Source organism: Paralimibaculum aggregatum (assembly GCF_030270585.1).
GTDB classification, from domain to species: Bacteria; Pseudomonadota; Alphaproteobacteria; order Rhodobacterales; family Rhodobacteraceae; genus Thermohalobaculum; species Thermohalobaculum aggregatum.
Map to the genome: position 1 here is coordinate 1 of NZ_BSYI01000010.1, position 26,066 is coordinate 26,066.

Below are 26,066 nucleotides of genomic sequence, written 5' to 3' on the forward strand. Positions count from 1 at the left end.
GACCGGAAGGAGCGGTCGCAGACCGCCACCAGCCGGTTGACGGAGATCAACGGCGCCGCGCCACCCGGCTGCTAGGCTGCGCGTTCACAGCTCCGCAACGGAGGAGGAAACGCCCATGCTCACGCTCACCGAATGCATCGAGATGTGCGATCTGACCCGCGAAGAGGTCGACGCCATCGCCGAGCACGAGCACCTGCCCGAGGTCGCCGCCGCGGCGCTGGCCGACTATCTCATGCACCTGCCCGATGGCCCGCATCAGGTGCGCGACATGATCCGCGACGATGTCCGCGCCGCCCTCGCCCGCGGCGATCATGGCCATGCCGCGGAGCTGGTCGCGGCGCTGCGCCATTTCGTCGGCGAGCACCCGGAGCTGCGCGGCATGGCGTGAGGGCGCGCCCGCCCGGTCGCGCCTGTCCGGTCTCGCCTGCCCGGCCTCGCCTGTCCGCCCGCGCCCGCCCGGTCGCGCCTGCCCGCCCGGCCCGCGCCCGCGGCTCAGCCGGTGCTGCGCGCCCGCACCATGGCGTCGAGGGCGAAGAGCTCCGGGTCCTCGATGCCGATCTCGCGCAGATGGTCGACCGTGTTGTGCAGATAGGCGTCGTTGGGCCCGGCCGGCCCGACCGCCCGCGCGATGATCTCGGCCTGGCGCTCGAGGCTGAGCGCACCGGCATATTGCCGGTGCGTGCGGTCGAGCACATAGGCCTGCGCCGGCACCCGGCGGCCGTCGTCGAGCGTCACCTCGCGCACCAGCTCGATATAGCTGCGGGTCACCATCTCGCGGTGGTGGAGATAGTCGCGCACCGCCGCCTCCTCGCTGCGGCAGACCCGGAACGCCACCCCGGCGCAGACCGCCCCCGGCCGCCAATCGAGCCCGAGCACCAGCCCCGGCGCCTCCGGCGTGCCGCGATAGCGGATCGAGCTGAGCGCGAAGGCCCGGGCGTAGCCGTGCAGCCAGGCGCGGTGATGCTCGAGGCACTGGAAGCCCGGGTTCCACATCAGCGAGCCATAGGCGAAGACCCAGAAGCCCGGCTCCGGGGCCGTCTCCGGGGTCGCCTCCGGGCTGGCATCCGCATCCGCGGCTCCGGGCGCCCGCCCTGCCGGGGTCATTGCTGTCTGAGGCATTCGAAGGCGCGCGTCCTCGTGTAATGCTTGGTGATGCGGCCGAACTCGTCGGCACCGACGAGGTCGCCGGCCAGCTCGAAGGGCACCGCGATGCCCTCCTCGAGCCGGTTGCCCTTCAGCGTCACGGTGGTGCCGTTGGCGGCGTTGCGGCCGAAATGCCAGGTGCCGTTGCCCTGGTAGACCCGGCCCTCGGGGTCGCGCCCGGTGAGCGCGAAGGCGCCGGTGCGGTAGAGCGCGAGGTTGAAGAGATCGGGCACCTGTCCGGCATCGCCGCTCTCGTATTCCTCGACCGAGCAGGCCCAGTTGCCGGTCACGTCGGGCACCTGGGCCGTGGCGGCGGTGGCGGTGGCGGCGAGCGCCAGCGCGCAGGCGGCAGGGGCGGGCAGCCATCGGGTCATGCAGTCCTCCGGTCGCGGGTGTCGGGCGGTGTCCCCACCATTACCGGCGACCGCCGCCCCGCCTCAAGCCCCCTTGGCGCCCGCCTCACTCCGCCGCGACGGCGGTCTGCGCATCGACCAGCGCGACGATGTCGGCCATGATCCGGGTCAGCTCGAAATCCTTCGGCGTGTAGACCCGTGCCACCCCGAGCGCGCGCAGCCGTTCGGCGTCCTCCTCGGGGATGATGCCGCCGGCCACCACCGGCACGTCGTCGAGCCCGGCCCTGCGCATCCGCGTCACCACCTCGCCGATCAGCTCCATGTGGCTGCCGGAGAGGATCGAGAGCCCGACGACATGCACCCCCTCCTCCAGCGCCGCGTTGACGATCTGCGCCGGGGTCAGGCGGATGCCCTCATAGACCACCTCCATGCCGCAGTCCCGCGCCCGCACGGCGATCTGCTCGGCGCCGTTGGAGTGCCCGTCGAGCCCCGGCTTGCCGACGAGGAACTTGATCCGCCGCCCGAGCCGGGCCGAGACCGCCTCGACCGCGGCGCGCACCTCGGCCTCGGCATCGGCGCCGCCGGCCGGCTCCGGCGCGGCGGCGGCCTGGGCGACGCCGGTCGGCGCGCGGTATTCGCCGAACACCTCGCGCATCACCGCGCCCCATTCGCCGGTGGTGAGCCCCGCCTTCGCCGCCGCGATCGAGGGCGGCATGATGTTGGTGCCCTCTCGCGCGGCACGCGCGAGCGCGGCGCGCGCGGCCTCGACGGCCGCCGCGTCGCGCGCCCCCCGCCAGGCCTCGAGGCGCGCGACCTGCTCGGCCTCGACGCTCGGATCGACCACCAGGATGTCGCCCTCGCCGGCGGTCAGCGGGCTCGGCTCGGTGGTGGTGTAGCGGTTGACCCCGACCACCACGGTCTCGCCGCGCTCGATGCGGCCGAGCCGGGCGGCATTGCTCTCCACCAGCGCGCCCTTCATGTAGTCGATCGCCGCGACGCAGCCGCCCATGGCGTCGATCCGCGCCAGCTCCGCGCGCGCGCCGGCCTTCAGCGCCTCGACCTTGCCCTCGACCGCCGGGTTGCCGTCGAAGAGATCGCCGTATTCCAGCAGGTCGGTCTCCAGCGCCAGCACCTGCTGCATGCGCAGCGACCATTGCTGGTCCCAGGGCCGCGGCAGCCCCAGCGCCTCGTTCCAGGCCGGCAGCTGCACCGCCCGCGCCCGCGCGTTCCGCGAGAGCGTCACCGCGAGCATCTCGATCAGGATGCGGTAGACGTTGTTCTCCGGCTGCTGCTCGGTCAGCCCCAGCGAGTTCACCTGCACGCCATAGCGGAAGCGCCGCGCCTTGGGGTCCTCCACCCCGTAGCGCGTCGCGCAGATCTCGTCCCAGAGATCGACGAAGGCGCGCATCTTGCACATCTCGGTCACGAAGCGGATGCCGGCATTCACGAAGAACGAGATCCGCGCCACCAGGGTCGGGAAATCCGCCTCCGGCACCCGGCCGCGCACCTCGTCGAGCACCGCGGTCGCGGTCGCCAGCGCATAGGCCAGCTCCTGCTCCGGCGTCGCGCCGGCCTCCTGCAGGTGATAGGAGCAGACATTCATCGGGTTCCATTTCGGAACCGACCTGTAGGTATAGGTCGCGACATCCCCGATCAGCCTGAGCGACGGCGCCGGCGGGAAGATGTAGGTCCCGCGCGAGAGATATTCCTTGATGATGTCGTTCTGCACCGTGCCCTGGAGCCGCGCGACATCCGCCCCCTGCTCCTCGGCCACCGCGATGTAGAGCGCCAGCAGCCAGGCGGCGGTGGCGTTGATCGTCATCGAGGTGTTCATCTGCTCGAGCGGGATCTGCTCGAACAGCGTGCGCATGTCGCCGAGATGGCTGATCGGCACGCCGACCTTGCCGACCTCGCCGCGGGCCAGCGGATGATCGCTGTCATAGCCGGTCTGCGTCGGCAGGTCGAAGGCCACCGAGAGCCCGGTCTGGCCCTTGGCGAGGTTGGCCCGGTAGAGCGCGTTCGAGGCCGCGGCGGTGGAGTGCCCGGCATAGGTGCGGAACAGCCAGGGGCGGTCGCGCGGCGGCGTGGCGGTGTCGGTCAAGGCGGCCTCCTCGGGCGGGGATTGCGGGTTCTGTTGCACCGCACCCTAATCATATCCGGGGCCCGCGCAAGATGGTTTCGCGAGATTGCGGACCGGCGCAACATCCCGAAGTGCCGGCCCCCCGCAGGCCCCCGCCGCCGCCCCTGCAGCGCGGCGCAGGCCGGTTCGGCCGCGGCCGGCCGCACGGCGCCGGTCGTGTGGATCGCGCCGACGGCCAGCACCGCGTCCGGAGCGATCGCCGCGGCACCGCGGCTGCTCCCGCCGAGCAGCCGGACGCCGCCGCCCCGCGCCCCGGCGCGCCGCCCCCGGCCGGCCAGCACCGGCACCGGACGGCACCCGCCGTCGTCGACCAGCACCGGAACCGGGCGGCGCCCGCCGTCATCGACCAGCACCGGCACCGGACGGCACCCGCCGTCATCGACCAGCACCGGCACCGGGAGGCACCCGCCGTCATCGGCCAGCACCGGCACCGGGAGGCACCCGCCGTCATCGGCCAGCACCGGCACCGGGAGGCACCCGCCGTCATCGGCCAGCACCGGCACCGGACGGTGCCCGCCGTCATCGGCCGCCATCGCCGATTGCCGCCCGCTGCGCCGCGGCCGCGACCCGTGATGGGCGATGCGCGAGGATCCCGCAAAGCCCTGCACGGCTTTTCGGGCGCGGCAGCACCTCGGCCCAGCCCGCCGGCGGCCGGGCGAAGGCCGCATCGGACGGCGCGAACGCGGTGCAGGCCCCTCGCCGAGAACCGATCCACCGGCCCGCCGCCGTCGCCGCGGCAACCGGCGTCCCGTGTCCCTTCGCGGTCACCGCGGTTCCGGGAATGCTGCGCCGCCCCGCCGAGGGCCGCCGGACCCGGATCGGCCGCCTCGGCTCCGAGGACGAAGGCCATGCGGGCGGCGCCGGGCAGACGGCCCAGACAAGGCGCGGCTGGCGCCGGCGCATGGCGCTCGGATTGCCACCGGATCGCCTCCTTCCGCGCGCCCCCCCGCGGCGCCATCTGCGGAAAGCCTCCCGGCGCCCCGAAGGATGCAGGCCCACCCGATCTCTTGATTCCGTCTGCGCCCTGCGCGGCCCCAACCCGCGCGCCGCCGCGCCGCGCCCGCGAGCATCGCCATGCCGAGCAGCAGCCGCCCCGCCGGCAGCGCCACCACCCCGTTCACCGAGTCCCCAACCACGATCCTGCCCACGACCAGGTTGTCCGGAGTCACCGAAGCGCCTTGCAGCACCTGAACATTCGGCACCTTCGGAGAGCCCAGCATGCCGCCGAGCGCCAGGGGCAGTCGCCCGGCATCGCGCCGAGCGGGATCGGGACGGTGAAGGTCGCGACCCGCCGATCGGTGGTGCCCACGATCCCGCCAAGCAGGCTGACCGGCAGGGCGAAGGCGACGGCATCGGGAGCCGCGGCCGCCGCGCTGCCGAAATCCGCCGGGTCGACAGCGCCGCCGAAGCTCATCGTCGTCGGGCCGATCGCCGCGCCGGGCCCGGCAACGACCGGCATCCCGCCGGACAGGCCCTGCACCGCGCGCGCATGCGGGCCATCCACCCCGACGTCGAGATCGACCCTGCCGCCGGGCAGCGCGCCGCCATCCGACACCCGGAAAACCCCCGCCCAGGCGGGAAGTCCGGCGAGCGCAGGCATTCCCGGAAGAGCGGCAGGTCGCCCCACGACACACTCCGATACCGCTCGCGATCACTGGCCTCGGGGAATCTCACCCCGGCTCACCGCAAACGCGAAAATGTCTCAGGCCGTGATCCACCTTCGGGCCCGCCCCCGCCCGCCGCCGCGCCGTCTCCCGGCGCGACCTGCCGCTACCGCTGCCGGCAGGGGCGCCGCAGCCGCCGCCTGGCGCAGCGCCCCGCCGCCTCCCATGGGTGGGCTCTTGAAACCGCGCTCCGGGGGCGGAGGGTCGACAGGGTGGGGGAGGCGGCGGCCCCGGCCGAAGCCGGCGCGGGCGCCGCCGTCCTACTCCGCCGCCTGCGGCGCGTCGTCCGAGAAATCCACCGCCTCGAGCCGCGCCGCCCGCCGCCCGGCCCGCTCCGCCGAGAGCCGGACCCCGTCGAGCTCCGCCCCGGCCAGCCGCAGATGCCGCTCCAGCGCCTGCGCCCGCTCGCCGAGCCGGCCGACATCCCGCGCCAGCAGGCCGAGCTCGCGCCGGATCCGCGCCCCCTCGGCGCGCAGCCGGGCATCCTTCATCACCCCCCGCATGGTGTTGAGCACCGCCATCAGCGTCGTCGGCGAGACGATCCAGACCCGCGCCTCCAGCCCGGCCCGCACCACGTCGGCGAAATGCGCATGCGCCTCGGCATAGACCGCCTCCGAGGGCAGGAACATCAGCGCGCTGTCCGCGGTCTCGCCCTCGATGATGTAGCGCTCGGCGATGTCGCGGATATGTTTCATCAGCGCCGTGCGGAAGGCGCTGCGCGCCGCCTTCTCGGCCCGCTTGTCCGGCGCCGCCGCCAGCGCCTGCCAAGCCTCGAGCGGGAATTTCGCATCCACCGCGATCGGCCCCGGCGGATGGCCGAGCCGCACCAGGCAGTCCGCCCGCCGCCCGTTCGACAGCGTCGCCTGCGCCTCCCAGGCATCCGGCGGCAGCGCCCGCCCGACGATCTCCATCAGCTGGATCTCGCCGAAGGCGCCGCGCGCCTGCTTGTTGTCGAGGATCTGCCGCAGCCCGAGGATGTCGCCGGAGAGCGCCTCCATCCGGGCCTGCGCCCGGTCGACCGCCTCGAGCCGCACGCCGAGCCGGCCGAGCGAATGCGCGGTGCGCGCGGCGCTCTCGGCCAGGGTCTCGCCCATCCGCCCCTCGACATGCGAGAGCCGCGCATCGAGCGCGGTGGCGAGCCGGACCTGCGCCGCCGCCTGCGCCTCGGCGACCTGCCCGAGCGCCCCGGCCAGCCGCTCCTGCCCGCGGGCCAGCGCCTCCAGCTCGTCTGCCGGGTCGCGGCGCCGGCGCAGCGCGGCCACCAGAAGGGCCAGGAGCAGCCCGCCCAGCATGCCGAGACCGCCGAGCACCGCCGGCCCCCAGGGCCCGGCCAGCGCCGCCACCGCCCCGGCGAGCCCGGCGCCCTCGGTCACCGCCCGAACAGCCGCTCGATCCGGTCGAGGCTCAGATGTACCGAGGTCGGCCGGCCATGGTTGCACTGCCCCGAATGCGGCACCCGCTCCATCTCGCGCAGCAGCGCATCCATCTCCGGCACCGTGAGCCGCCGCCCGGCCCGCACCGAACCGTGGCAGGCGATGGTGGCGAGCAGGTGGTCGAGCCGCGCGCGCAGCCCCTCGGCGGTGCCGAGATCGGCGAGCTCGTCGGCGAGATCGGCAACCAGCGGCGCCGGGTCGATCGGCCCGAGCGGCGCCGGCGTCGCCCGCACGCAGACCGCCCCGGGGCCGAAGGGTTCGAGCTCCAGCCCCCATTCCGCCAGCGTCTCCGCGGCGTCGGTCAGGCGCTCCGCGGCCTCGCGGCCGACCTCGAGCACCGCCGGCGCCAGCAGCGGCTGGCGCGGCACGCCGCTCTCGGCGCGGGCCGCCTTGAGCCGCTCGTAGACCAGCCGCTCATGCGCGGCATGGCCGTCGATGATGGCGAGCCCGTCGGCGGTCTCGGACAGGATGTAGAGCCCGTGAAGCTGCGCTTTGGCATGGCCGAGCGGCGGGATCTCCACCGGCGCGGCGGTTTCCGGCCCGGGTTCGGGCGCCGGCTCCGCCCTTGCCGCCGCCGGGCGGAGCTGGGTCTCGAGCGCCGCCTCGGCAAAGCCCGAAAGCGGCGCCTGGGCGGCCAGCGCCGCCTCCCGCGCCGCCGCGCCGGGCCGGGCCGGCGCCCAGCCGCCGCCGCCGCCACCGCCGCGCCCGGGCACGAAGGCGCCGAGCGCCGCGCCGCTCATCACCGTGCTGCTGCGATGCCCCGCCGCCGCCAGCGCGTGGATGATCGCCGAGATCACCAGGCCGCGCACCACGCCGGGGGCGCGGAAGCGCACCTCCGCCTTGGCCGGGTGCACGTTCACGTCCACCATCTCGGGCGGGCAGTCGAGATGCAGCGCCAGCGCGGCATGGCGCTCGCGCGGCAGGAAATCGGCATAGGCCGCCCGCAGCGCGCCGGAGAGCAGCCGGTCGCGCACCGGGCGGCCGTTGACGAAGACATGCTGCGCCACCGCCGAGCCGCGCGCCGCGGTCGGCAGCCCGGCATGGCCGGTGAGGCGCAGCCCCTCGCGCTCGGCCGCCACCGGCACCGCGTTCTCGGCGAAGCCGCGGCCGATCACCCGTTCGGCGCGGGCGAGCCGGGCGGCATCCTCGGGCCCCGGCTCCGGCTCGGCGCGGAACAGCAGCCGCGGCTCGGCGGAGACCTCGCTCAGCCGGATGCCGACCCGCGGCACCGCCAGCGCGAGGCGCCTGACGATCTCGGAGATCGCCTGGGTCTCGGCCCGGTCGGATTTCAGGAATTTCAGCCGCGCCGGGGTGGCGTAGAAGAGATCGCGCACCTCCACCGTGGTGCCGCGGGGATGGGCCGCCGGGCGCGGCGCCTCGAGCCGCCCCGCGGCAGCGCGGATCTCGCGCGCCTCGGTGCCGTCCGAGGAGGTCAGCCTGAGCCGCGCCACCGAGCCGATCGAGGGCAGCGCCTCGCCCCGGAAGCCGAAGGAGGTGATGCTGAAGAGGCTCTCGCCGTCGATCTTCGAGGTGGCGTGCCGGGCCAGCGCCAGGGCGATCTGCCCGCCGGGGATGCCGCTGCCGTCGTCGCGGACCCGGATCAGCTCGCGCCCGCCGCCGGCGATCTCGATCTCGATGCGCGTGGCGCCGGCGTCGAGCGCGTTCTCGACGAGTTCCTTGACCACCGAGGCCGGCCGCTCCACCACCTCGCCGGCGGCGATGCGGTTGGCGACGGCCTCCGGCAGCTGGCGTATGGCACGCGGCGATATGTTGGGGCTGGCTCCATCCATCCCACCATTGCTAGCATGGGATGCGGCGCTTTCCAAGCCTTGGCAGAGGTCGGAAAGGCCCGCCGCCTCCCCCACCCTGTCACCGTCACGCCCCCGGAGCGCGGTTTCAAGAGCCCACCCATGGTCGGCGGCGGGGGAGCCTCCGGCGCCGCGGCTACGCCGGCCCGGCCGAGGGGCGAAACGCGGGCGCGGGGAAGTGCTGCGGGTGCCGGGCCAGGCCCCTCTCGGGCCGCTGTTCAGGCGGCGGTTCCGGCGCGCCGCCGCCCGCTTGCCGCCGGCCGGCTTCGCTCTCTGCGGCTAGGTGACGGCGGCGTTCCGCGGCCCCGGCATCCGCTCCACCGCCTGCGGCGGCGCAATGCCCGGTCAGCGCGCCATCGGGACCCGGCCGCCGGGCCTCGCTCCAGCGCGGAGCGCGGCCGGCCGATCGGGCGAGGCCCGTGCCGCCGCCCGGCGAATTGCCAATGCCCGGCAGACCGCCAATGCCCGGCGGATCGTCGCCGCCCGGCAGACCACCGCTGCCCCGCAGACCGCCGCTGCCGCGCATGGGGCGGCCGTCGCCCGGCCTTGCCGGCGCCGCCGGGGCGGCCCGGTCCGGGCGCCGGCTCAGGCGGGTGCGGTCTCCGGCGCCGCGGCCTCGGCCGGCGCCTCGTCGAGCCAGCCCTGCGCCTCGCTCCGCACGATCGCCTCAATCATGTCGAGATGCGCCGCGTCGTCGTTGAGGCAGGGGATGTAGTGGAAGTCCCTGCCGCCGGCATGTTCGAAGGCCTCCCTGATCTCGCCGTTGATCTCCTCGAGGGTCTCGACGCAGTCCGACGCGAAGCCCGGCGCCATCACCGCGATGCGTTCGTGCCCCTCGCGGGCGAGCTTCGCGACGTAGTCCACGGTGTAGGGCTGCAGCCATTCCTCCGGCCCGAAGCGGGACTGGAAGGTGGTGTGGATCGCCGCCCGGTCCCAGCCCAGGCGCCCGGCCAGCAGGCGCGAGGTCTTCTGGCAGTGGCAGTGATAGGGATCGCCCTTGGCGAAATAGCTCTGCGGCAGCCCGTGATAGGAGGCGACGAGCGCCGTCGGGCGGGTCTCCAGCCCGGCATAGGCGCGCTCCACCGAGGCGGCGAGCGCAGCGACATAGGCCGGATGGTCGTGATAGGCCGGCACGGTGCGCAGCGCCGGCTGCCAGCGCAGCGTCATCAGCGCGCGGAAGGCCTGGTCGTTGGCGGTCGCGGTGGTGGCGGCGGCGTATTGCGGATAGAGCGGGAAGAACAGGATGCGGTCGCAGCCCGCGGCCTGCATCCGCCGGATCACGCTCCCGGTCGAGGGATTGCCGTAGCGCATGCAGAACTCCACCATCACCCGGTCGCCGTGGCGCGCCGCCATGCGGGCCGCCAGCGCCGCGGTCTGGCGGCGGGTGATGGTGAGCAGCGGGCTCTCGTCGCGCTCGGTGTTCCAGATCCCGCGATAGGCGGCGCCGCTGGAGAACGGGCGCCTGGTGAGCACGATGCCCTGCAGGATCGGCTGCCAGATCCAGGCCGGCCACTCGATCACCCGCCGGTCCGAGAGGAACTCGGCGAGATAGCGCCGCATCGACCAGTAGTCGGTGCCGTCGGGCGTGCCGAGATTGGCGAGCAGGATGCCGGTGCGCCGCGCCGGAACCGGGGGATGCTGCTTCGGCGCATGGGCGAGGCGGCCGCGGCCCGGGCGCTCCGGGGGGATGTGGTCGAGCATGGATGTCCTCCGCTTGAGGTGGGGCGCATGGCGTCTCGGTCCGGAGATAACCCCGCGGGCCCGGGTTTCAAACGCCCGGGCCCGCGGTCTTGTCGCACCGTGCCGGGGCAGCGGCGCGGTTCAGCGGTTCAGGCGAGTTCGGCGATCCGCGCGAGGCTCTGGCCCCAGCCCTCGCGGAAGGCGTCCGGCGTGAAGCGGATGCGGCGATGATGCACGGTCACCCGGGTGCCGGTGCCGGCGGGCTCGAACAGCACCTCGGCCTCGGTCTCGTTGCCGCGGGTGCCGTCGCCGTCGACATGCACCCAGCTCTGCACCACGCGGCGGCCGGGCTCGAGCGCCAGGAACACCCCCTCGACATGGAACGGCCCCTTCGGCCCGGTGGCGGCGAGCTTCCAGGCGCCGCCCACCTGCGGATCGACCTCGCAGCCGGTGTTGGTGATGCCGTCGATGCCGAACCAGCGGATCATCGCCTGCGGGTCCAGCCAGAGCGCATAGACCCGCTCGGGGGCTGCGGCGATCTCACGGCTCACCGTGACCTCGGTCGGCGTCTCCGGGGGCGTCCCGGTCGGCGCGGCGGTCTGCGTCTCGGTCGTCATGGCGGGTTTCCTCCTCGGCCATTGCTGCCAGACGGTCGAGCGACGCCTCCCAGACCCCGCGATAGCTGCCGAGCCAGTCGTCGAGCGTGGCAAAGCCCTGCCCGCTCAGCTCGCAGATCCGCCGCCGCCCCTCGGCCCGGCGCCGGATCAGCCCGGCCCGCTCGAGGATGCCGAGATGCTTGGTCACCCCCGGCTGGGTCAGCGGCAGGCGCCCGACGAGCTCTCCCACCGCCCGCGGCGCCTCGCGCAGCATCGCGAGGATCGCCCGGCGATGCGGGTCCGCCAGCGCGGCAAAGATCAGGTCGTGTCGGCTTGCTCGATCCATGCAAATCATATCGCTCATCAGTTATATCAGAGTCAAGTTATATTACCATACAGGTATATGAATCCGGCGCCCGCCGAGGCGCAGGCCCGCCGCCGGCGGGTGGGCGGGCGGGGCCGGCGGCGGGCCTGCGCCGTCACCGCCCGCCCGCCTCGCCCGGGGGCTTCTCGCCGGAGGGGATCTCCACCGTGCCGAGCACATCGGCGAGCCGGGTCGTCGCGCTGCCCGGGCGCAGCGCCTCCGGCTGGCCCGGCCCCGGCGCCCAGCCGGTCAGGAAGACCAGCTCGAACACCGCCTCGACGCGCCCCTCCGCGGTCCCCCAATGCGCCGCATAGAGCTCGGCGGCGCGCGCCAGCACGTCGCGCCGCAGCAGGCCCCGGGCCCGCCCCTTGAGGATGTTGGTCTCGCCCATGGCGCGCAGCTCGCGCATCAGCGCCAGCGGGTCGGCATAGCTCGCCGTCAGCGTCTCGCGATCCGCCACCGGCATGGCGAAGCCCGCTCGCTGCATCAGCGCGCCGAGATCGCGCAGCTCCGCCATCGGCGCGACGCGCGGGGTGATGCCGCCGAGGATCTCCGCCTCGGCGCTGGCGAAGGCGGCGCGCAGCCCGGCCAGGCTCTGCCCGCCGAACAGCACCGCGATCGCCAGCCCGTCCGGCGCCAGCGCCCGGCGCAGCTGCACGAGATGGCCGACCGGATCGTTCTGCCAGTGCATCAGCAGCACCGAGAGCGCCAGATCCGCCGCCGCCGGTTCGAGCGGCAGCGTCTCGCAGGGGTCCACCAGCGCCCCCGGCCCGGCCGCCCGCGCCATCGCGGCGGAGGGGTCGAGCTGCAGCAGCCGCTCGCTCCCCGCCTTCGCCGGCAGCGCCGCGGCCACCGCGCCGGCCCCGGTGCCGAGCAGCACCGCCCGCGGAAAGCCGCGCGGCGTGTCGGCCAGCCGCTCGGCGATGCCGTCGGCGGCGATGCGCCAGAGGAAATCCGCGCCATCGGCGAAGCCGCAGGCCATCGCCCGGTCGCGCCGCCGGCCGAGCGCCGCGGTCTCGAAGATTTCCGGTCTCGTGTCGCCCATGCTTCTCCCCTTCCGCGCGACGGTATAGGCTGGGCGCGCGCCGGACCCAACCGCCGCACCGCCGAAATCCCGCCGAAACCGCCGCCAGGGGCGCGACATGCCGACCCGCCGATGCCAGACCCGCTGCTGACCCGCCTGGCCGACACGCTGTTCCCGCCGCTCTGCCCGGTTTCCGGCGCCGAGCTCGACCGGCTGCACACGCTGAGCCCCGCCGCCTGGAGCGATCTCGCGCTGATCACCTCGGACTCGCGCTGCACCGCCTGCGGGCGCGAGCTGCCGGGGGCGCGGCCGGCGCCGGACCTGCGCTGCGACCACTGCACGCGCAGCCCGCGGCCCTGGCAGCGGGGCGCCGCGGCGATGCGCTACGAGGGCAGCGGGCGCCAGCTCGTGCTGGCGCTGAAGCGCGGCGACCGGCTCGACCTCGCGCCGCTGATCGCGCGCTGGATGTGGCGCGCGGCGCCGGCGCTGGTGGCCGAGGCGGATCTCATCGTCCCGGTGCCGCTGCACTGGCGCCGGCTGCTGGCGCGCCGGGCCAACCAGTCGGCCGAGCTGGCCCGCGCGCTGGCGCGCCAGGCCGGGCGGCGCGATGCCTATGCCCCGCGGCTCCTGCGCCGCATCCGCCACACCCCGAGCCAGGGCGGGCGCGATGCCGCGGCGCGGGCGGCCAATGTCGCGGCGGCCTTCGCGCCGGCCGCCGGCGCCGCGGCGCGGCTCGCCGGGCGCCGCGTGCTGCTGGTCGACGACGTGATGACGACGGGCGCGACGCTCGCCGCCTGCGCCGAGACCTGCCTTGCAGCGGGCGCAAGCCGGATTGACGTGCTTGTGAGCGCTCTGGTCTCCTTCGAGGGGCGCGCCTATCTCTCCGCGACCGGAACGGAGGACGACACCAATGGCTAATGTCGAGATCTACACCTCGCCGCTCTGCGGCTTCTGCCACCGCGCCAAGCGCCTGCTCGACAGCAAGGGCGTGGCCTATACCGAGATCGACGTGCTGATGGACCGCAGCGCCAAGGCCGAGATGATGCAGCGCGCCGAGGGCCGGCGCACGGTGCCGCAGATCTTCATCGACGGGCGCGGCATCGGCGGCTCCGACGAGCTCGCGGCGCTGGAGCGCGAGGGCAGGCTCGACGCCCTGCTGGCGGCCTGAGCCATGACCCTGCGCGCCGCCCTGGTGCAGCTCACGAGCTCCGACGACCCGGGCGAGAACCTCGCCCGGCTGCTGCCGGTGCTGCGCGCCGCGGCTGCCGAGGGCGCCAGGCTGGCGCTGACCCCGGAGGTGACCAACTGCGTCTCGGCGAGCCGCACGCGCCAGCGCGAGGTGCTGCGCACCGAGGCCGCTGACCCGACCCTGGCGGCGGTGCGCGAGGTGGCGGCGGAGACCGGGCTCTGGGTGCTGATCGGCTCGCTCGCGCTGAAGGCCGCCAACGACCCGCAGGACCGCTTCGTCAACCGCTCCTTCCTGATCGACGGCGCCGGCGCGATCCGCGCGCGCTACGACAAGATCCACATGTTCGACGTGGAGATCGGCGGCGCCGAGAGCTATCGCGAGAGCGCCGGCTACCGCCCCGGCCAGCGCGCGGTGCTGGCGGAAACCCCCTGGGGCAGGCTCGGCCTCACGATCTGCTACGACATGCGCTTTCCCGCGCTCTACCGCCGCCTCGCGCAGGCCGGCGCCGAGATCCTGACCGTGCCGTCGGCCTTCACCGTGCCGACCGGCCGGGCGCATTGGGAGGTGTTGCTGCGCGCCCGCGCGATCGAGACCGGCGCCTTCGTGCTGGCGCCGGCGCAGACCGGGCGCCATGCCGCCGCCCGCGGCCGCATCCGCGAGACCTGGGGGCACTCGCTCGCCATCGGCCCCTGGGGCGAGCTGCTGGCCGATGCCGGCACCGATCCGGGCATGACGCTGGTGGAGCTCGACACCGCGCAGGTGGCCGAGGCGCGCGGGCGCATTCCCTCGCTCTCGGGCGACCGCGCCTTCGCCGGGCCCTGATCGGCCCACGCCCCCTCTGGCCCTGCGCCGCGCGGCGCGCTAATGAAGCGCAAAACTCGGAGGGCAGGATGGAGAGGCGCACCACAATGCATCGCGACTGGCTGGCCACGGCACGCACGCTGTCGGAGGCCCTGCCCTATCTGCAGCGCTACGACGGCAAGACCGTCGTGGTGAAGTTCGGCGGCCACGCCATGGGCGACGAGACCGCGATGGCCCGCTTCGCCCGCGACATCGTGCTGATGAAGCAGTGCGGCGTGAACCCGGTCGTGGTTCATGGCGGCGGGCCGCAGATCAACGAGATGCTGACCCGGCTCGGCGTGAAGTCGGAGTTTGCCAGCGGGCTGAGGATCACCACGGCGGAGATGGTCGAGGTGGTCGAGATGGTGCTCGCGGGCGTCATCAACAAGCGCATCGTCGCGGCGATCAACGGCCAGGGCGGGCGCGCGGTCGGGCTCTCGGGCAAGGACGCGCATCTGATGGTCTGCCGCAAGGCGACCGCCACCACGCGCGACCCGGACAGCCATATCGAGCAGGTGCTCGATCTCGGCTTCGTCGGCGAGCCGGTGCGGATCGACCCCTCGGTGCTGCACACCGTGCTGCAGAGCGAGCTGATCCCGGTGGTGGCGCCGATCGGCGCGGGCGAGACCCCGACCGAGACCTTCAACGTCAACGGCGACACCGCGGCCGGCGCGCTGGCGGCGGCGCTGAAGGCCGAGCGGCTGCTGCTGCTGACCGACACCGAGGGCGTCAAGGACAAGGCCGGCACCGTGCTCACCCGGCTGACCGCGGAGGACATCGCCCGGCTGATGGATGACGGCACCATCGCCGGCGGCATGATCCCCAAGGTGCGCACCGCGCTCGCGGCGGTGGAGGGCGGCGTCGGCGCGGCGGTGATCCTCGACGGCCGCGCGGCCCATGCGGTGCTGCTCGAGCTCTTCACCGAGCACGGCGCCGGCACGCTGATCGTCGACTGACCCGGCGGCGCCCGACCCGGCGCCGCCCGCCCCCCCGGCCCGGCCCGGCCCGGCCCGGCGTGCAGCCGGCCCGGCTGGGCGGCGAGCGCACGCGAGCGTGACCGGCCGGCGAGGCCCCGGGGCTTGACCCGGGCCAGCCGGTCCGCACCTCTGGCCACAGGAGGTGCCTGCCCATGTCCGAGACCGCGATCCGCCTCGGCGTCTTCTTCGGCCTGTTCGCGCTGCTGGCGGCCTGGGAGCTCGCCCGCCCCCGGCGCCGCGCCGCGATGCCGCGGGCCGGGCGCTGGCTGACCAACTGGGCGGTCTCGGCGCTCGACGCGGTGATGGTGCGCCTCGTCTTCGGCGCCGCCGCGGTGGGGGCCGCGCTCGATGCCGCGGCGACCGGCACCGGCCTCTTCCACGCGCTCGCCTGGCCCGGCTGGCTCGAGGGCCTCATGGCCTTCGTGCTGTTCGATCTCGCGATCTGGGCACAGCATGTCGCAAGCCACCACATCGGCTTGCTTTGGCGGCTGCATCGGGTACACCATTCCGACCGCGACATGGACGTGACCACGGCGATCCGCTTCCACCCGCTCGAGATCGCCCTCTCCATGGCGCTGAAGATCGGGCTGGTCTATGCGCTCGGCGCGCCGGCCATTGCAGTCGTGGCATTCGAGATTGTCCTGAACGGGGCGGCTATGTTCAATCACGGAAACATCCGGCTCCCCGCACGGGTCGACCGCCTCCTCCGCCTCGCGATCGTCACGCCGGACATGCACCGGGTGCACCACTCCACGATCCGGGCCGAGCATGACAGCAATTTCGGCTTCAACCTCAGCCTCTGGGACCGGCTCTTCGGCACCTATCGCGCGGCCCCCGCGGCCGGGCACGAGGGCATGACCATCGGCCTGCCGGAGTATCAGAGCGCGGCGCCGACGCGGCTGCTCTGGACCCTCGCCCTGCCCTTCCGGCGGCGCTGAGCCGATGCGCCGCGCCCTCCTCCCCCTCGCCGTCCTCGCCCTCTTCGCCGCCGCGGCGCCGCCCGGCGGGGCCATCGCCCAGAGCCGGGCCGGCGCCGCCACCCCGGCGCCGGCGCCGGCGCCGGACCGGGCGACCAGCGTCTTCGACCTGCCACGGCTCCAGCAGGGGCTCGTCACCGCCGGGCGCTTTCGCGCGCGCGGCCGCCTGCAGCAGGCCCTCGCGGTGCTCGACAGCCTCGCCCGCCAGTTCCCCGACCAGCCCGACCCGCTGACCGCGATCGCGGTGCTGCGCGCCGAGGCGGGCGACACCGCCGGTGCCATCCGGGCGCTGTCCGACGCCGTCGATCTCGGCTTCGACGGGCTCGACCGGATCGCCGCGCGCGGCGCCGGCTCGCTCGCCGAGGCGCCGGGCTTCGCCGAGATCCGGGACAGGGTCGCCGCGCGCGGCGGCGAGGCCCCGGCGGTGCCGGCCTTCGCCGAGGCGCAGCCGGCCCTGATCACGGTGGAGGGGCTGAGCGCCCCGGTGCGCGAGGACAACACCGAGTGGGACCCGACCGCCGGGGTCTTCCGCAGCCTCTTCGAGATCCCGCCGGTGCTGGCGCGGCGCCCGGTGCTCGGCCGCTCCGAGCTGCTCGGCCGGATCGCGCCGTTCCTCAACCGCTGGTACGCCGCCGGGCGCGCCGCCGGCAATGTCGGCGATCTCTACGACAACCGCGACCGCAGCCACTCGCCGCTCGCCCGCGGCGAGTTCCAGCAGCTGCTGCATGTGGATTACGGGCCGGAGGTCGCCGCCCGCGGCTTCGACTACGGCCCGCAGCGGCTCTTCGAGTTCGGCCGCATCACCTTCGGCAACTCCTCCACCGCGCTGGTCGACAGCCCGGCCTGGCGCAGCCAGACCCGGCGCTTCCTCACCGAGCCCGGCGGCGCCGATGCGCTGTTCCGCCAGTACAGCCGCAACCAGCTCTACATCTATCCCTCCAAGGACGATTACGGCCCCGAGCATGGCGACCTGATGCCGGCGAACACGCCCTACGGGATCACCAGCCACGGCGCCTCGCTCTCCGACCAACCCTTCCTGCGCGCGGTGGCGGTGGCGCTGGCGGCGCTGCAGCCCGGCGTCAAGCGGCGCCTGCGCGAGGAAGGGCTGATCGCGCCGACGCTGCAGCGCCTGATCCGGCGCAGCCTGAAGCCGGTGCAGTCGGAGACGGACTATCTGAGCCACAAGGCGCATCCGAGCGTGTTCGACGCCGAGGAGATCGATTTCATCCGCCTGGTGCGCGCGGCCAATGCGCTGTCCATCGAGCAGATCCCGCCGATGGTGCGGCTCACGGTGCTGCGCGACAGCCCGGCGCGCGACGGGCGCGAGCATTTCTCCGCCGGCCTGGGCGAAGAGCTCTTCGACACGCCCTCCGCCATCGCCCGGATCCACCGGAGCAGCGCCGGCCGGCGCCGGATGACGGTGAGCGCCCGGGCCACCCGCGACCCGGCGGGCAAGCCGCTGCGCTTCGTCTGGCGGGTGCTGCAGGGCGATGCCGACCGGATCGAGATCCGCCCGCAGACCGAGGACGGCAGCGTGGTCGAGCTGGAGATCCCCTGGCATGACCGCTTCGCGGTGCCCGGCCGGCCGGGGCTGACCACCACGCGGGTCGACATCGCGGCCTTTGCCGTGACCCCCGGCGGGCATTCCGCGCCGGCCTTCGTCAGCGTCACCTTCCCGCCGCAGCAGAAGCGCGTCTATGACGCGGAGGGGCGGCCGCTGCTGATCGACTATGCCGACAAGGCGCTGACCGCGTCCTATGCCGACCCGAAGCTGTTCCCGCTCCGGCCCTGGCGCGACAGCTACCGCTACGACGATGCCGGGCGCCTGCTCGGCTGGGTCCGCGAGGGCGACGGCGCGCCGGCGGAGTTCGATGCCGAGGGCCGGCAGATCCTCAGCCGCGACGCCGAGGGCCGGCCGCTCGAGGTCGTCGAGATGCGCTACGAGGCGACGCTCGACCGCAAGCTGAAGCGCCAGGTCATCGGCCAGGAACCGGGCGGCCAGCGCTGGCGCTATGCCTATGCCGGCCCCGAAGACCGCAGCGGCCGCGCCGAGCCGCTGGCCGACTGAGGCTCTCGCCGCGCTGCAGGAAGATGGTCGGGGCGCCCAGATTCGAACTGGGGGCCTTCGGTACCCAAAACCGACGCGCTACCAGGCTGCGCTACGCCCCGACCTGCCATGAGGGCCGCCGAAGCGGGCGCGCGCCGCCTGCGGCGCGGTCCGGCTCCCCCGACCCGTGATGCCGGCGCCCCGAGGGGCCGCACGACAGACACGGTGATAGAGGCGCCGCCCCCCCACTTCAAGAGCGGCAGGCGCAGATTGGCGCGCTTTCCCGGCGCGCGCCGGCCGGGCGCTCAGAGCGCGACGAGATGGTTGTCCCAGTTGCGGTCGCCGTGGCGCGCCAGCGGCGCCGCATCCGCGCCCGAGAGCCGCGAGACGCCGCCGAGGCCGTCGGTGGCGAGGAAGCCGGCCGGGCCGGCGGCGATGCCGCAGATGTCGCCGCGCAGGATCTCCGCGGCCAGGCTGCCGCTCTCCGCTGCGAAGACATGCGCCCGCCCGCCGCGCGGCGCGGTGATCGCGATGCCGGTGCCGTCGCCCGAGAAGGCGACGCTGCCGGCATAGCCGCGGAGCCTGAGCTGGCGCGCCGGCTCGAGGCCGAGAAGCCGCGGCGCCTCGCCCCGCCGGTGCAGCCCGAGCAGCGGCACCGGCTCGCCGAGCGCGCCCTGCCACTGCATCGCGAAGCCGATCAGCCCGTCGCCGCGCGCCGCGAGATGGCGGATCGAGTTGCGCGCGAGGCCAGGCGGCAGCTCGACCTGCTCCAGCAGGTCGCCGTCGCCCGAGAGATAGGCGAGGCTCGGCCGCATGCTGGCGAGGTTGAGCTTGGCCCGGCCGCTGTCCGGATGCGTGAGGATGCCGCCATTGGCCACTGCCAGCACATCGCTTCCCGGCAGCCGCAGCAGCTCGTGCGGGCCGATCCCGCCCGAGGGCACCTCGCCGAGCCGCCGATAGCCGCCGGCCGCATCCCAGATGCCGATCCGCCCGGTGCCGAGGTCATAGGCGTTCTCGCTGGTGTAGAGGCGGCTGCCATCGCGCGAGAAGGCGCCGTGCCCCTGGAAATGCCGGCCGCGCGGAGCGGTGAGCCGGGCCGCGACGCGCCCGCTGCGGCAATCCAGCACCAGCGCATAGGTGCCCGGGCGGCGGGCAAGCGCCACCGCCTCGGGGCGCAGCGGATGCGCCGCCGCCGCATGGCCCCGGCCCGGAAGCGGCACGCGGAACACGTCGCGCCCCGCCGCGTCGATGCCGAAGAGCGCATGGGCCTCCGGCCCCACCCGCGCCGCGGCGAGATAGGCCGGGTTGCCGGCCTCGGCCCAGCCGGTGGCGGGCGCGGCGGCAAGCGCGAGGCCGCCGAGCAGGACATGGCGCCGGTCGGGCATCGCTCAGTCCCCGTCCAGCGCGTTGAACCCGGCGGAGACGCCGAGCGCCGGGCCGAGCCGCGCGGTCACCTCGGCCCTGGCGTCGCGGATGCGCTGCTGCAGCGCCTCGACGCGAAACCGGCCCTGCGGCGTCGCGACCCCGGCGAAGACCGGGTCGTCGAGCGCCGCGGCGGCGCCGCGCGCGCCATCGAGGGCGGCGGCGATGGCCGCCCGGTCCGGCGCCGGCGCGGTGACGGCGAGCGCCAGCGCCAGCTCCTCGATCGCCGCCAGCGAGAGCCGCACGATGCGCAGCGACCGGCCCGACCGGTGCGCCTCGGCGCGCAGCGGCCGCGGCCGCTCGAAACTGCCCATCGGCCGGCCGAGCCGCACATCGGCGTTGAACTCGAGACCGGTCGCCACCGCGGTGAAGAGCGTGCGCAGCACCTCCATCTCGCTGGCGTAGAGCGCGTTCTCCGGCCCCGGCGCGCGCATCAGCGGAGCATGCAGCGCCCAGGCATCGGCGAGCCCGGCGGCGGTGCCGGCAATGTCGCGGGACACGGCGCGGATGACCCCGCAGGCCGCCGGCGCGGCGCCGGGCGCGTCGTAGAGCAGCCGCTCGAGCGCCAGCAGCCCGCGCGCCGCGACCGAGACGGTGGCGAAGGCCGCGGGGTCGGCGAGCAGGGCCGGGTCCTCGCCGAGCAGGCGGGCGAGGCTGCGCGCGGTGGCGCCGCGGGTGTCGGGCCAGAAGGCGAGCGCATAGCCCCGGTCCGCCTCCTCCATCGGGCCGAAGCGCAGATGCGAGACCCCGGCCCAGGCATCATAGGCGGCGTGGTAGGCGGCGCGCAGCGCCTCCCCCTCGGGCGCGCAGCGCGCCTCCGCTGCCGCCGAGAGCGCCGCCCCGGCCTCGGCGAGGCGCGCGACGCGCGGCAGCACGTGCCCGTCCAGCGCGGCATCCACCGAGGGGCCGGCCGCGGCGGCGGCGGGCCAGAGCAGGGCGAGGCAAAGGGCGAGGACACGCATCAGAGGCTCTCCAGGAAGCGGATCAGGGCGTCGCGGTCGGGCTTCGGCATGGCGACCACGGCATCCCGTGCCGCCTGCGCCTCGCCGCCATGCCAGAGCACCGCCTCGAGGAGCGAGCGCGCCCGGCCGTCATGCAGGAACTGGGTGTGGCCGTTCACCACCCCGGTGAGGCCGATCCCCCAGAGCGGCGCGGTGCGCCATTCGCGCCCCGTGGCGCGCGCCTCCGGGCGGTGGTCGGCAAGCCCCTCGCCCATGTCGTGCAGCAGGAGATCGGTATAGGGCCAGATTAGCTGGAAGCTCTGCTCGGGGCGGTCCGCCAGCCGGTGGGTGACGAATTTCGGCCGGTGGCAGGCGATGCAGCCGGTCTCGTGGAACACCCGCTTGCCGCGCAGCACCGCCGGGTCGCCCATGTCGCGCCGCGCCGGCACCGCGAGGTTGCGGCTGTAGAAGGTGACGAGCGCGAGCATCTCGGCATCCACCTCGAGCCCGCCGCGGATCGCGGCGCCGCCATCGGGGGCGGCGCGGCAGGCGGCCTGCGCCGGGGTGCACTCGCCCCAGCCGGCGGGATGCAGCGGTGTCGAGAGGCCGATATCGCCGGAGAAGGCGGCGGCGGACTGTTCCCTGACCGTGGGCGCGCCGGCCTTCAGCCCGAAGCGGCCGAGCATCGGCCGGGCGAACTCGGCCGACCAGACGATCTGCGCCCGGCCCGAGATGCCGTCGCCATCGGCGTCGTCCGGGTCGGCCAGGGCGAGGATATCCGCCGCCGGGATCGCCTCGAGCAGCCCGAGCCCGATCATCTGCGGCGCGACGCGGGGGGAGAGCATGGCCTCGGGGTGCAGCGGGCCATAGCCGGGATCCGCCGCGCGCCAGGCCGGCTTGCGCAGCGTCGCGGTCTCGCCGCCGGAGAGCGGCACCGCGATCTCCTCCCAGTCCACCGCGAGGCGGTATTCGGCGGGCAGGCCGAGCAGCGCGTGATCCTGCAGCTGGCTGCCATAGACCGGCTCCGGCCGGGTCGCGAGATAGCCCTCGATGGCCCGCAGCTCCGGCGCCAGATCGCCGGGTTCCGCCGGCACCGAGACGCGCAGGAACATCGACACCGCGCTGTCCTCCGGCCCGGCCGGCGGGTGGCCGCGCCCGTCCTTCAGATGGCAGCGCTGGCAGGAGCGGGCGTTGTAGAGCGGCCCGAGCCCGTCCGACGCCTCGGTCGAGGCGGGCGCGCTGACCCAGAGCTTGCGGAACAGCCCGTTGCCGACCTTGAAGTCGAGCTCGCGGGCGAAGGAGATGTTGGCCGAGGGGTGCGAGAAGGCGTTGCCGTCCGCCCGCTTCTGCGCGGTCGCGGCGCCGGCGGGGCGCGCCTCGAAACGCTCGGGCGCGGAGAAATCGGTTGCCGGGCGGGTGATGGCGGCGATGCGGGCAGCCTCCTCCGGGGTGCGGGGCAGCACCGCGAGATGCGGGTCCGCGGCCACGTCGCCGGGGCCGATCCGGGGCAGATCCCCGGCCAGCGCCGCCGGCGCCAGGAGAAGCGCCGCGAGCCAGCGGAGAATGCGGAGGGGGCGGCGCGAGCGGAGGCGGGAAGCCATGGCGATATCCGTTGATCTTGCCGGGCAGGACCTAGCGGGCGCCCTCCCCGCCCGTCCAGCCCTGCCGGGCATCGAGCGACCATCTGGCGCGGCCGCAAAGGCGCGCGGGCGGCGGCCGCCCGCGCCGGGGGCGTCACTGGAAGACGGCGTCCGGGTCGTCGAGGCTGTCCGAGCCCTCGAAGGCGATCGGCTGCAGCGCGAGCGCCGCCACCGCGCGTTCGATCTCGCGGGTCTGCGCCACCAGGCCGTCGACCGCGTGCTGGATCAGCGCACCGCCCTCGGCATTGCCGCGGGCCAGCATCTGGTCATAGGACATGCCCGCCTCGGCCACCCGCTTGATCTCCGACAGCGCCGCCACCGACCGGTCGAGCGCCGCGCGCAGCGCCGCATCGGTCTCCGGCGAGGCCGCGGCCACCAGCTCGGACAGCGACGGCCCCTCGACCACGCGCCCGTCGATCCGGACATAGCGGCCGAGATAGACGTTCCGCACGCCGATGCCGTCGTAGTAGTGGCTGTTGTGGGTGTTGTCGGAGAAGCAGTCGTGCTCCTCCTCCGGGTCGTTGAGCATCAGGCCGAGCTTCATGCGCTCGCCGGCCTGCTCGCCATAGGAGAGCGAGCCCATGCCGGTCAGCATCGCGGCGATGCCGGCATCCGGGTCGGCGGTGACCGCGGCACGCGCCGCGCCGCCCTCGGCCCACTGCGCGGTGATCCATTCGAGATCGGAGACCAGCAGGTCGGTCGCCGCCTCGAGATAGGCCGCGCGGCGCTCGCAGTTGCCGTTGGTGCAGGCCTCGTGCCTGGCATAATCGGTCCAGGGCCGGTCGCCGGCGCCGGGCCCGGTGCCGTTGAGGTCCTGCCCCCAGAGCAGGAATTCGATGGCATGGTAGCCGGTGGCGACATTGGCCTCGATCTCGTCGGCCTCGTGCAGCGCCTCGGCGAGCAGCGCCGGCGTGATCTCGGTGGCGTCGATCTCCGTGCCCGAGAGCGTGAAGCGCGCGTTCGCCACCACGTTGATCGCGGCATGGGGGTTCTCGTCGGTGGCGCCGGGATAGCTCGAGGCGGTGTAGTCGATCAGCCCCTCGTCGAGCGGCCAGGCGTTTACCTTGCCCTCCCATTCGTCGACGATCGGGTTGCCGAAGCGGAACACCTCGGTCTGCTGATAGGGCACCCGCGCCGCCAGCCAGGCCGCGCGCGCCGCCTGCAGGGTGGCGGCGGAGGGCTGGGCGATCAGCGCATCGACCGCGATCCCGAGGCTGCGCGCGGCGATCAGGCTGTCCTCGTAGCCGGCATGGGCGATATCGGCATAGGTCTCGAGCACCGCGGCCTTCCCGGCGGCGAGGCCCTGCCCGGCAATGCCGGCGAGAATGGCGCCCGCAACGAGCGGATAGGTCAGTTTCATTGGCTGGAACCTCCTGGAATTCGGATGGCTGTGTGACGGCATGACCGCTCCGGGCTATTCCTGACTTTAACCATCGGATATGTCAATCGGGCGGTGCGCGGGCGCGACCGCTGGCCGCCCCCTCTGGCCTTGCCCCGCCCGGATGCGCCATTCTGGCAGGATGCGGGCGGGCGGGCGCCGCGCCGCACGGGAGGACGGGAATGGATGCGACAGGCGGCGACGGCGCCGGCCCGATGACGGGCGACGACTGGCTCAGGGCGATTCTGCGCGCGCCGGTCTATGACGTGGCGCGGCAGACCGCGCTCGACCCGGCGCCGCGGCTCTCGGCCCGGCTCGGCAACACGGTCTGGCTGAAGCGCGAGGACCTGCAGCCGATCTTCAGCTTCAAGATCCGCGGGGCCTATGCGAAGCTGGCGGCGCTGGCGCCGGAGGAGCGTGCGCGCGGTGTGGTCGCGGTCTCGGCCGGCAACCATGCGCAGGGCGTGGCGCTCGGCGCGCGCCAGCTCGGCCTCGATGCGGTGATCGTCATGCCGGTGACCACGCCGGCGATCAAGATCGCGGCGGTGCAGGCGCTCGGCGCGCGGATCGAGCTCGCCGGCGACAGCTATGCCGATGCGGCGCGGCGCGGCGCCGAGATCGTGCGCGCCGAGGGGCGGGTGATGGTGCATCCCTTCGACGACCCGGCCACCATCGCCGGCCAGGGCACCGTGGCGATGGAGCTGCTGGCGCAGCACCGCGGGCGGATCGACGCGGTCTTCGTCCCGGTCGGCGGCGGCGGGCTCTGCGCCGGCATGGCGGCCTATCTGAAGGCGCTCGACCCGGCGATCCGCATCGTCGCGGTGGAGCCCGAGGATGCCGCCTGCCTCGCCGCGGCGCTGGAGGCGGGCCGCCCGGTGCCGCTCGATCAGGTCGGGCTGTTCGTCGACGGCTGCGCGGTCCGCCAGATCGGCGACGTCACCTTCGAGGTGCTGCGCGAGCGGGTCGACGAGGTGGTCACCGTCGGCGTCGACCGGATCTGCGCCGCGATCCGCGACATCTTCGAGGAGACCCGCACCGTGGTCGAGCCCGCCGGCGCCCTGGCGCTCGCCGGCATGAAGGCATGGGTCGCGCGCACCGGCACCAGCGGGGCCGATCTGGTCAGCATCCTCTCCGGGGCCAACATGAACTTCGACCGCCTCGGGCACATCACCGAGCGCGCCGAGATCGGCGAGAATGCCGAGGCGATCTTCGGCGTCACCATCCCCGAGGAGCGCGGCAGCTTCCTGCGCTTCTGCCGCAGCATCGGCAAGCGCGCGGTCACCGAGTTCAACTATCGCCACCGCGACGATGCCCGGGCGCAGATCTTCGTCGGCATCCAGCTCAAGGGCGGGCTGGCGGAGCGGCGCGAGATCTCCGCGGGCCTCCGGGCCGCCGGCTATGCGATGGAGGACTACACCGAGAACGAGGTGGCGCGGCTCCATGTCCGACACCTGGTCGGCGGCGGCGGCGGCGCCCGGGCGGAGCGGCTGTTCCGCTTCGAGTTCCCCGAGCGCCCCGGCGCGCTGCTCGATTTCCTCGAGACCCTCGGCACGCGCTGGGACATCACGCTGTTCCACTACCGCAACCGCGCCGCCGCCTATGGCCGGGTGCTGGCGGGCTTTGCGGCCGGGCCGGAGGACGAGGCGGCGCTGCTGGCGGATATCGACCGCCTCGGCTTCTGGTACCGGCAGGAGAGCGACAACCCGGCGCTGCGCCAGTTCCTCGGCTGACCGCGCTCAGGCGGCGCTGCGGGCCCGGCGCCCGGCCAGCGCCGCGGCGAGCCGCTCGACCTCCGCCTCGGCGGCCGCCACCGAGCCGCGGTGCCGGGCATCGCCGAACTCCTGGTACTCGATGCCCACCCGGTGGATCTCCGCCGCGCCGAGATAGCGCGACACCGTCCGGAGATGCGGCGTCAGATGGTCCATGCCCGCGCGGCTCCCGCCGGGAGCAAAGCCGAACTCGCCGGCGCTGGTCAGCAGCACCAGCGTCTTGCCCGAGAGCACCGGATCGAGCGGGTGGTCGCCGCGGGCGAGGTCGAAGGTGAAGGTCGCGTTCACCCGCACCACCTGGTCCAGCCAGGCCTTCAGCGCCGCCGGCATGGCGTAGTTGTACATCGGCGTCGCGATCACCACGGTCTGCGCCGCCGCGAGCTCGCCGATCAGGGTGTCGGAGAGCGCCAGCACCGCGCGCTGCGCTCGGGAGCGCTCGGTCTCGGCGGTGAAGGCGGCGGCGATCCAGTCCTGCGAGATCGCCGGCGGCGGGTTGGCACCGACATCGCGGGCGATCACGCGGTCCTCCGGGCGCCTCGCCCGCCAGGCCTCGAGAAAGCGCGCGCCGAGGCCGCGCGAGAGCGAGCGGTCCTGCCGCGCGCTGGCGGTGATATAGAGAATATCCGTCATCCGTCGTCTCCTTGTGGCTGTGCCGGTGGATGGCCCCATGCGCCTCGGAGA

At 74.4% G+C, this 26,066-nt stretch carries 24 protein-coding genes and 1 tRNA gene; 8 read left to right on the top strand and 17 right to left on the bottom strand.

The window, feature by feature from the left end; translation table 11 throughout:
* Positions 1–115: 115 nt before the first annotated feature.
* On the top strand, positions 116–388 hold the full coding sequence (locus QSJ97_RS07715; protein ID WP_285671132.1) for a hypothetical protein: 273 nt from the start codon (positions 116–118) through the stop codon (positions 386–388).
* Positions 389–492: 104 nt separating this feature from the next.
* Here the strand turns inward: QSJ97_RS07715 and QSJ97_RS07720 are convergent, their stop codons facing one another.
* From QSJ97_RS07720 to QSJ97_RS07770, 11 genes are all read right to left on the bottom strand, one after another.
* Positions 493–1,119: a gamma-glutamylcyclotransferase gene (locus QSJ97_RS07720; protein ID WP_285671133.1), complete on the bottom strand. Its 627-nt coding sequence runs from the start codon at positions 1,117–1,119 to the stop codon at positions 493–495.
* The gene (locus QSJ97_RS07725; RefSeq protein WP_285671134.1) at positions 1,101–1,517 is read right to left on the bottom strand and encodes a hypothetical protein; all 417 of its coding nucleotides are present in this window, start codon (positions 1,515–1,517) and stop codon (positions 1,101–1,103) included. The genes QSJ97_RS07720 and QSJ97_RS07725 overlap by 19 nt, the downstream gene beginning before the upstream one ends.
* Positions 1,518–1,602: 85 nt before the next feature.
* Complete coding sequence (locus QSJ97_RS07730) at positions 1,603–3,597, bottom strand: protein meaA (RefSeq protein WP_285671135.1); 1,995 nt, start codon at positions 3,595–3,597, stop codon at positions 1,603–1,605.
* On the bottom strand, positions 3,594–4,169 hold the full coding sequence (locus QSJ97_RS07735) for a hypothetical protein (RefSeq protein ID WP_285671136.1): 576 nt from the start codon (positions 4,167–4,169) through the stop codon (positions 3,594–3,596). The genes QSJ97_RS07730 and QSJ97_RS07735 overlap by 4 nt, the downstream gene beginning before the upstream one ends.
* A gap of 632 nt (positions 4,170–4,801) precedes the next feature.
* Complete coding sequence (locus tag QSJ97_RS07740; protein WP_285671137.1) at positions 4,802–5,191, bottom strand: hypothetical protein; 390 nt, start codon at positions 5,189–5,191, stop codon at positions 4,802–4,804.
* A 369-nt stretch (positions 5,192–5,560) separates the two neighbouring features.
* Complete coding sequence (locus tag QSJ97_RS07745) at positions 5,561–6,592, bottom strand: DNA recombination protein RmuC (protein ID WP_434220901.1); 1,032 nt, start codon at positions 6,590–6,592, stop codon at positions 5,561–5,563.
* 77 nt (positions 6,593–6,669) lie between these two features.
* Entirely contained in the window at positions 6,670–8,523 is a 1,854-nt protein-coding gene (gene mutL / locus QSJ97_RS07750; protein WP_285671139.1) for a DNA mismatch repair endonuclease MutL, read from the bottom strand.
* Between the two features lie 603 nt (positions 8,524–9,126).
* A complete protein-coding gene (hemH, locus tag QSJ97_RS07755; protein ID WP_285671140.1) occupies positions 9,127–10,242 on the bottom strand; it encodes a ferrochelatase in 1,116 nt (371 codons plus the stop codon).
* A gap of 128 nt (positions 10,243–10,370) precedes the next feature.
* Positions 10,371–10,838 carry an SRPBCC family protein gene (locus tag QSJ97_RS07760; protein WP_285671141.1) on the bottom strand — a complete coding sequence of 156 codons (468 nt, stop codon included), beginning with the start codon at positions 10,836–10,838 and terminating at the stop codon, positions 10,371–10,373.
* Positions 10,762–11,181 carry an ArsR/SmtB family transcription factor gene (locus tag QSJ97_RS07765; protein WP_285671142.1) on the bottom strand — a complete coding sequence of 140 codons (420 nt, stop codon included), beginning with the start codon at positions 11,179–11,181 and terminating at the stop codon, positions 10,762–10,764. The genes QSJ97_RS07760 and QSJ97_RS07765 overlap by 77 nt, the downstream gene beginning before the upstream one ends.
* Before the next feature lie 115 nt (positions 11,182–11,296).
* A complete protein-coding gene (locus QSJ97_RS07770) occupies positions 11,297–12,226 on the bottom strand; it encodes a methyltransferase domain-containing protein (protein ID WP_285671143.1) in 930 nt (309 codons plus the stop codon).
* Between the two features lie 111 nt (positions 12,227–12,337).
* Between QSJ97_RS07770 and QSJ97_RS07775 the strand changes: the two genes are divergently transcribed.
* The 6 genes from QSJ97_RS07775 (at position 12,338) to QSJ97_RS07800 (ending at position 18,256) form a co-directional block, all read left to right on the top strand.
* Complete coding sequence (locus tag QSJ97_RS07775; RefSeq protein ID WP_285671144.1) at positions 12,338–13,123, top strand: ComFC family protein; 786 nt, start codon at positions 12,338–12,340, stop codon at positions 13,121–13,123.
* A complete protein-coding gene (gene grxC, locus QSJ97_RS07780; RefSeq protein ID WP_285671145.1) occupies positions 13,116–13,373 on the top strand; it encodes a glutaredoxin 3 in 258 nt (85 codons plus the stop codon). Before QSJ97_RS07775 ends, grxC begins: the two co-directional genes overlap by 8 nt.
* A 9-nt stretch (positions 13,374–13,382) precedes the next feature.
* A complete protein-coding gene (locus QSJ97_RS07785; RefSeq protein ID WP_285671249.1) occupies positions 13,383–14,216 on the top strand; it encodes a carbon-nitrogen hydrolase family protein in 834 nt (277 codons plus the stop codon).
* 68 nt (positions 14,217–14,284) lie between these two features.
* Positions 14,285–15,190, top strand: coding sequence for an acetylglutamate kinase (argB, locus tag QSJ97_RS07790; protein ID WP_285671146.1), 906 nt, complete (start codon positions 14,285–14,287; stop codon positions 15,188–15,190).
* A 173-nt stretch (positions 15,191–15,363) separates the two neighbouring features.
* On the top strand, positions 15,364–16,149 hold the full coding sequence (locus tag QSJ97_RS07795; RefSeq protein WP_285671147.1) for a sterol desaturase family protein: 786 nt from the start codon (positions 15,364–15,366) through the stop codon (positions 16,147–16,149).
* A 4-nt stretch (positions 16,150–16,153) separates the two neighbouring features.
* Positions 16,154–18,256, top strand: coding sequence for an RHS repeat domain-containing protein (locus QSJ97_RS07800; protein ID WP_285671148.1), 2,103 nt, complete (start codon positions 16,154–16,156; stop codon positions 18,254–18,256).
* A gap of 24 nt (positions 18,257–18,280) precedes the next feature.
* Here the strand turns inward: QSJ97_RS07800 and QSJ97_RS07805 are convergent.
* The 5 genes from QSJ97_RS07805 to QSJ97_RS07825 form a co-directional block, all read right to left on the bottom strand.
* A tRNA-Pro gene (locus QSJ97_RS07805) sits at positions 18,281–18,357 on the bottom strand.
* A gap of 183 nt (positions 18,358–18,540) precedes the next feature.
* The gene (locus tag QSJ97_RS07810; RefSeq protein WP_285671149.1) at positions 18,541–19,620 is read right to left on the bottom strand and encodes a DUF1513 domain-containing protein; all 1,080 of its coding nucleotides are present in this window, start codon (positions 19,618–19,620) and stop codon (positions 18,541–18,543) included.
* A gap of 3 nt (positions 19,621–19,623) precedes the next feature.
* Positions 19,624–20,619: an imelysin family protein gene (locus QSJ97_RS07815; protein ID WP_285671150.1), complete on the bottom strand. Its 996-nt coding sequence runs from the start codon at positions 20,617–20,619 to the stop codon at positions 19,624–19,626.
* The gene (locus tag QSJ97_RS07820; protein ID WP_285671151.1) at positions 20,619–22,199 is read right to left on the bottom strand and encodes a di-heme oxidoreductase family protein; all 1,581 of its coding nucleotides are present in this window, start codon (positions 22,197–22,199) and stop codon (positions 20,619–20,621) included. Before QSJ97_RS07820 ends, QSJ97_RS07815 begins: the two co-directional genes overlap by 1 nt.
* Positions 22,200–22,332: 133 nt before the next feature.
* Positions 22,333–23,598 carry an imelysin family protein gene (locus QSJ97_RS07825; RefSeq protein WP_285671152.1) on the bottom strand — a complete coding sequence of 422 codons (1,266 nt, stop codon included), beginning with the start codon at positions 23,596–23,598 and terminating at the stop codon, positions 22,333–22,335.
* A 200-nt stretch (positions 23,599–23,798) separates the two neighbouring features.
* On the opposite strand from QSJ97_RS07825, the gene ilvA reads away from it, so the two are divergent.
* Entirely contained in the window at positions 23,799–25,346 is a 1,548-nt protein-coding gene (gene ilvA, locus QSJ97_RS07830; RefSeq protein WP_285671153.1) for a threonine ammonia-lyase, biosynthetic, read from the top strand.
* A 6-nt stretch (positions 25,347–25,352) separates the two neighbouring features.
* On the opposite strand, the gene QSJ97_RS07835 is transcribed toward ilvA, so the two are convergent.
* Positions 25,353–26,015 (bottom strand): FMN-dependent NADH-azoreductase, encoded by a 663-nt coding sequence (locus QSJ97_RS07835; protein WP_285671154.1) that lies wholly within the window; start codon positions 26,013–26,015, stop codon positions 25,353–25,355.
* Positions 26,016–26,066 lie beyond the last annotated feature (51 nt).

Excerpts from the sequence above, each read along its gene's own strand:
- QSJ97_RS07715 (WP_285671132.1), top strand. The coding sequence starts at position 116 with ATGCTCACGCTCACCGAATGCATCGAGATGTGCGATCTGACCCGCGAA.
- QSJ97_RS07720 (WP_285671133.1), bottom strand. The coding sequence starts at position 1,119 with ATGCCTCAGACAGCAATGACCCCGGCAGGGCGGGCGCCCGGAGCCGCG.
- QSJ97_RS07725 (WP_285671134.1), bottom strand. The coding sequence starts at position 1,517 with ATGACCCGATGGCTGCCCGCCCCTGCCGCCTGCGCGCTGGCGCTCGCC.
- QSJ97_RS07735 (WP_285671136.1), bottom strand. The coding sequence starts at position 4,169 with ATGGCGGCCGATGACGGCGGGCACCGTCCGGTGCCGGTGCTGGCCGAT.
- QSJ97_RS07745 (WP_434220901.1), bottom strand. The coding sequence starts at position 6,592 with ATGCTGGGCGGGCTGCTCCTGGCCCTTCTGGTGGCCGCGCTGCGCCGG.
- mutL (WP_285671139.1), bottom strand. The coding sequence starts at position 8,523 with ATGGATGGAGCCAGCCCCAACATATCGCCGCGTGCCATACGCCAGCTG.
- hemH (WP_285671140.1), bottom strand. The coding sequence starts at position 10,242 with ATGCTCGACCACATCCCCCCGGAGCGCCCGGGCCGCGGCCGCCTCGCC.
- QSJ97_RS07760 (WP_285671141.1), bottom strand. The coding sequence starts at position 10,838 with ATGACGACCGAGACGCAGACCGCCGCGCCGACCGGGACGCCCCCGGAG.
- QSJ97_RS07765 (WP_285671142.1), bottom strand. The coding sequence starts at position 11,181 with ATGAGCGATATGATTTGCATGGATCGAGCAAGCCGACACGACCTGATC.
- QSJ97_RS07770 (WP_285671143.1), bottom strand. The coding sequence starts at position 12,226 with ATGGGCGACACGAGACCGGAAATCTTCGAGACCGCGGCGCTCGGCCGG.
- QSJ97_RS07775 (WP_285671144.1), top strand. The coding sequence starts at position 12,338 with ATGCCAGACCCGCTGCTGACCCGCCTGGCCGACACGCTGTTCCCGCCG.
- grxC (WP_285671145.1), top strand. The coding sequence starts at position 13,116 with ATGGCTAATGTCGAGATCTACACCTCGCCGCTCTGCGGCTTCTGCCAC.
- argB (WP_285671146.1), top strand. The coding sequence starts at position 14,285 with ATGGAGAGGCGCACCACAATGCATCGCGACTGGCTGGCCACGGCACGC.
- QSJ97_RS07795 (WP_285671147.1), top strand. The coding sequence starts at position 15,364 with ATGTCCGAGACCGCGATCCGCCTCGGCGTCTTCTTCGGCCTGTTCGCG.
- QSJ97_RS07800 (WP_285671148.1), top strand. The coding sequence starts at position 16,154 with ATGCGCCGCGCCCTCCTCCCCCTCGCCGTCCTCGCCCTCTTCGCCGCC.
- QSJ97_RS07810 (WP_285671149.1), bottom strand. The coding sequence starts at position 19,620 with ATGCCCGACCGGCGCCATGTCCTGCTCGGCGGCCTCGCGCTTGCCGCC.
- QSJ97_RS07815 (WP_285671150.1), bottom strand. The coding sequence starts at position 20,619 with ATGCGTGTCCTCGCCCTTTGCCTCGCCCTGCTCTGGCCCGCCGCCGCC.
- QSJ97_RS07820 (WP_285671151.1), bottom strand. The coding sequence starts at position 22,199 with ATGGCTTCCCGCCTCCGCTCGCGCCGCCCCCTCCGCATTCTCCGCTGG.
- QSJ97_RS07825 (WP_285671152.1), bottom strand. The coding sequence starts at position 23,598 with ATGAAACTGACCTATCCGCTCGTTGCGGGCGCCATTCTCGCCGGCATT.
- ilvA (WP_285671153.1), top strand. The coding sequence starts at position 23,799 with ATGGATGCGACAGGCGGCGACGGCGCCGGCCCGATGACGGGCGACGAC.
- QSJ97_RS07835 (WP_285671154.1), bottom strand. The coding sequence starts at position 26,015 with ATGACGGATATTCTCTATATCACCGCCAGCGCGCGGCAGGACCGCTCG.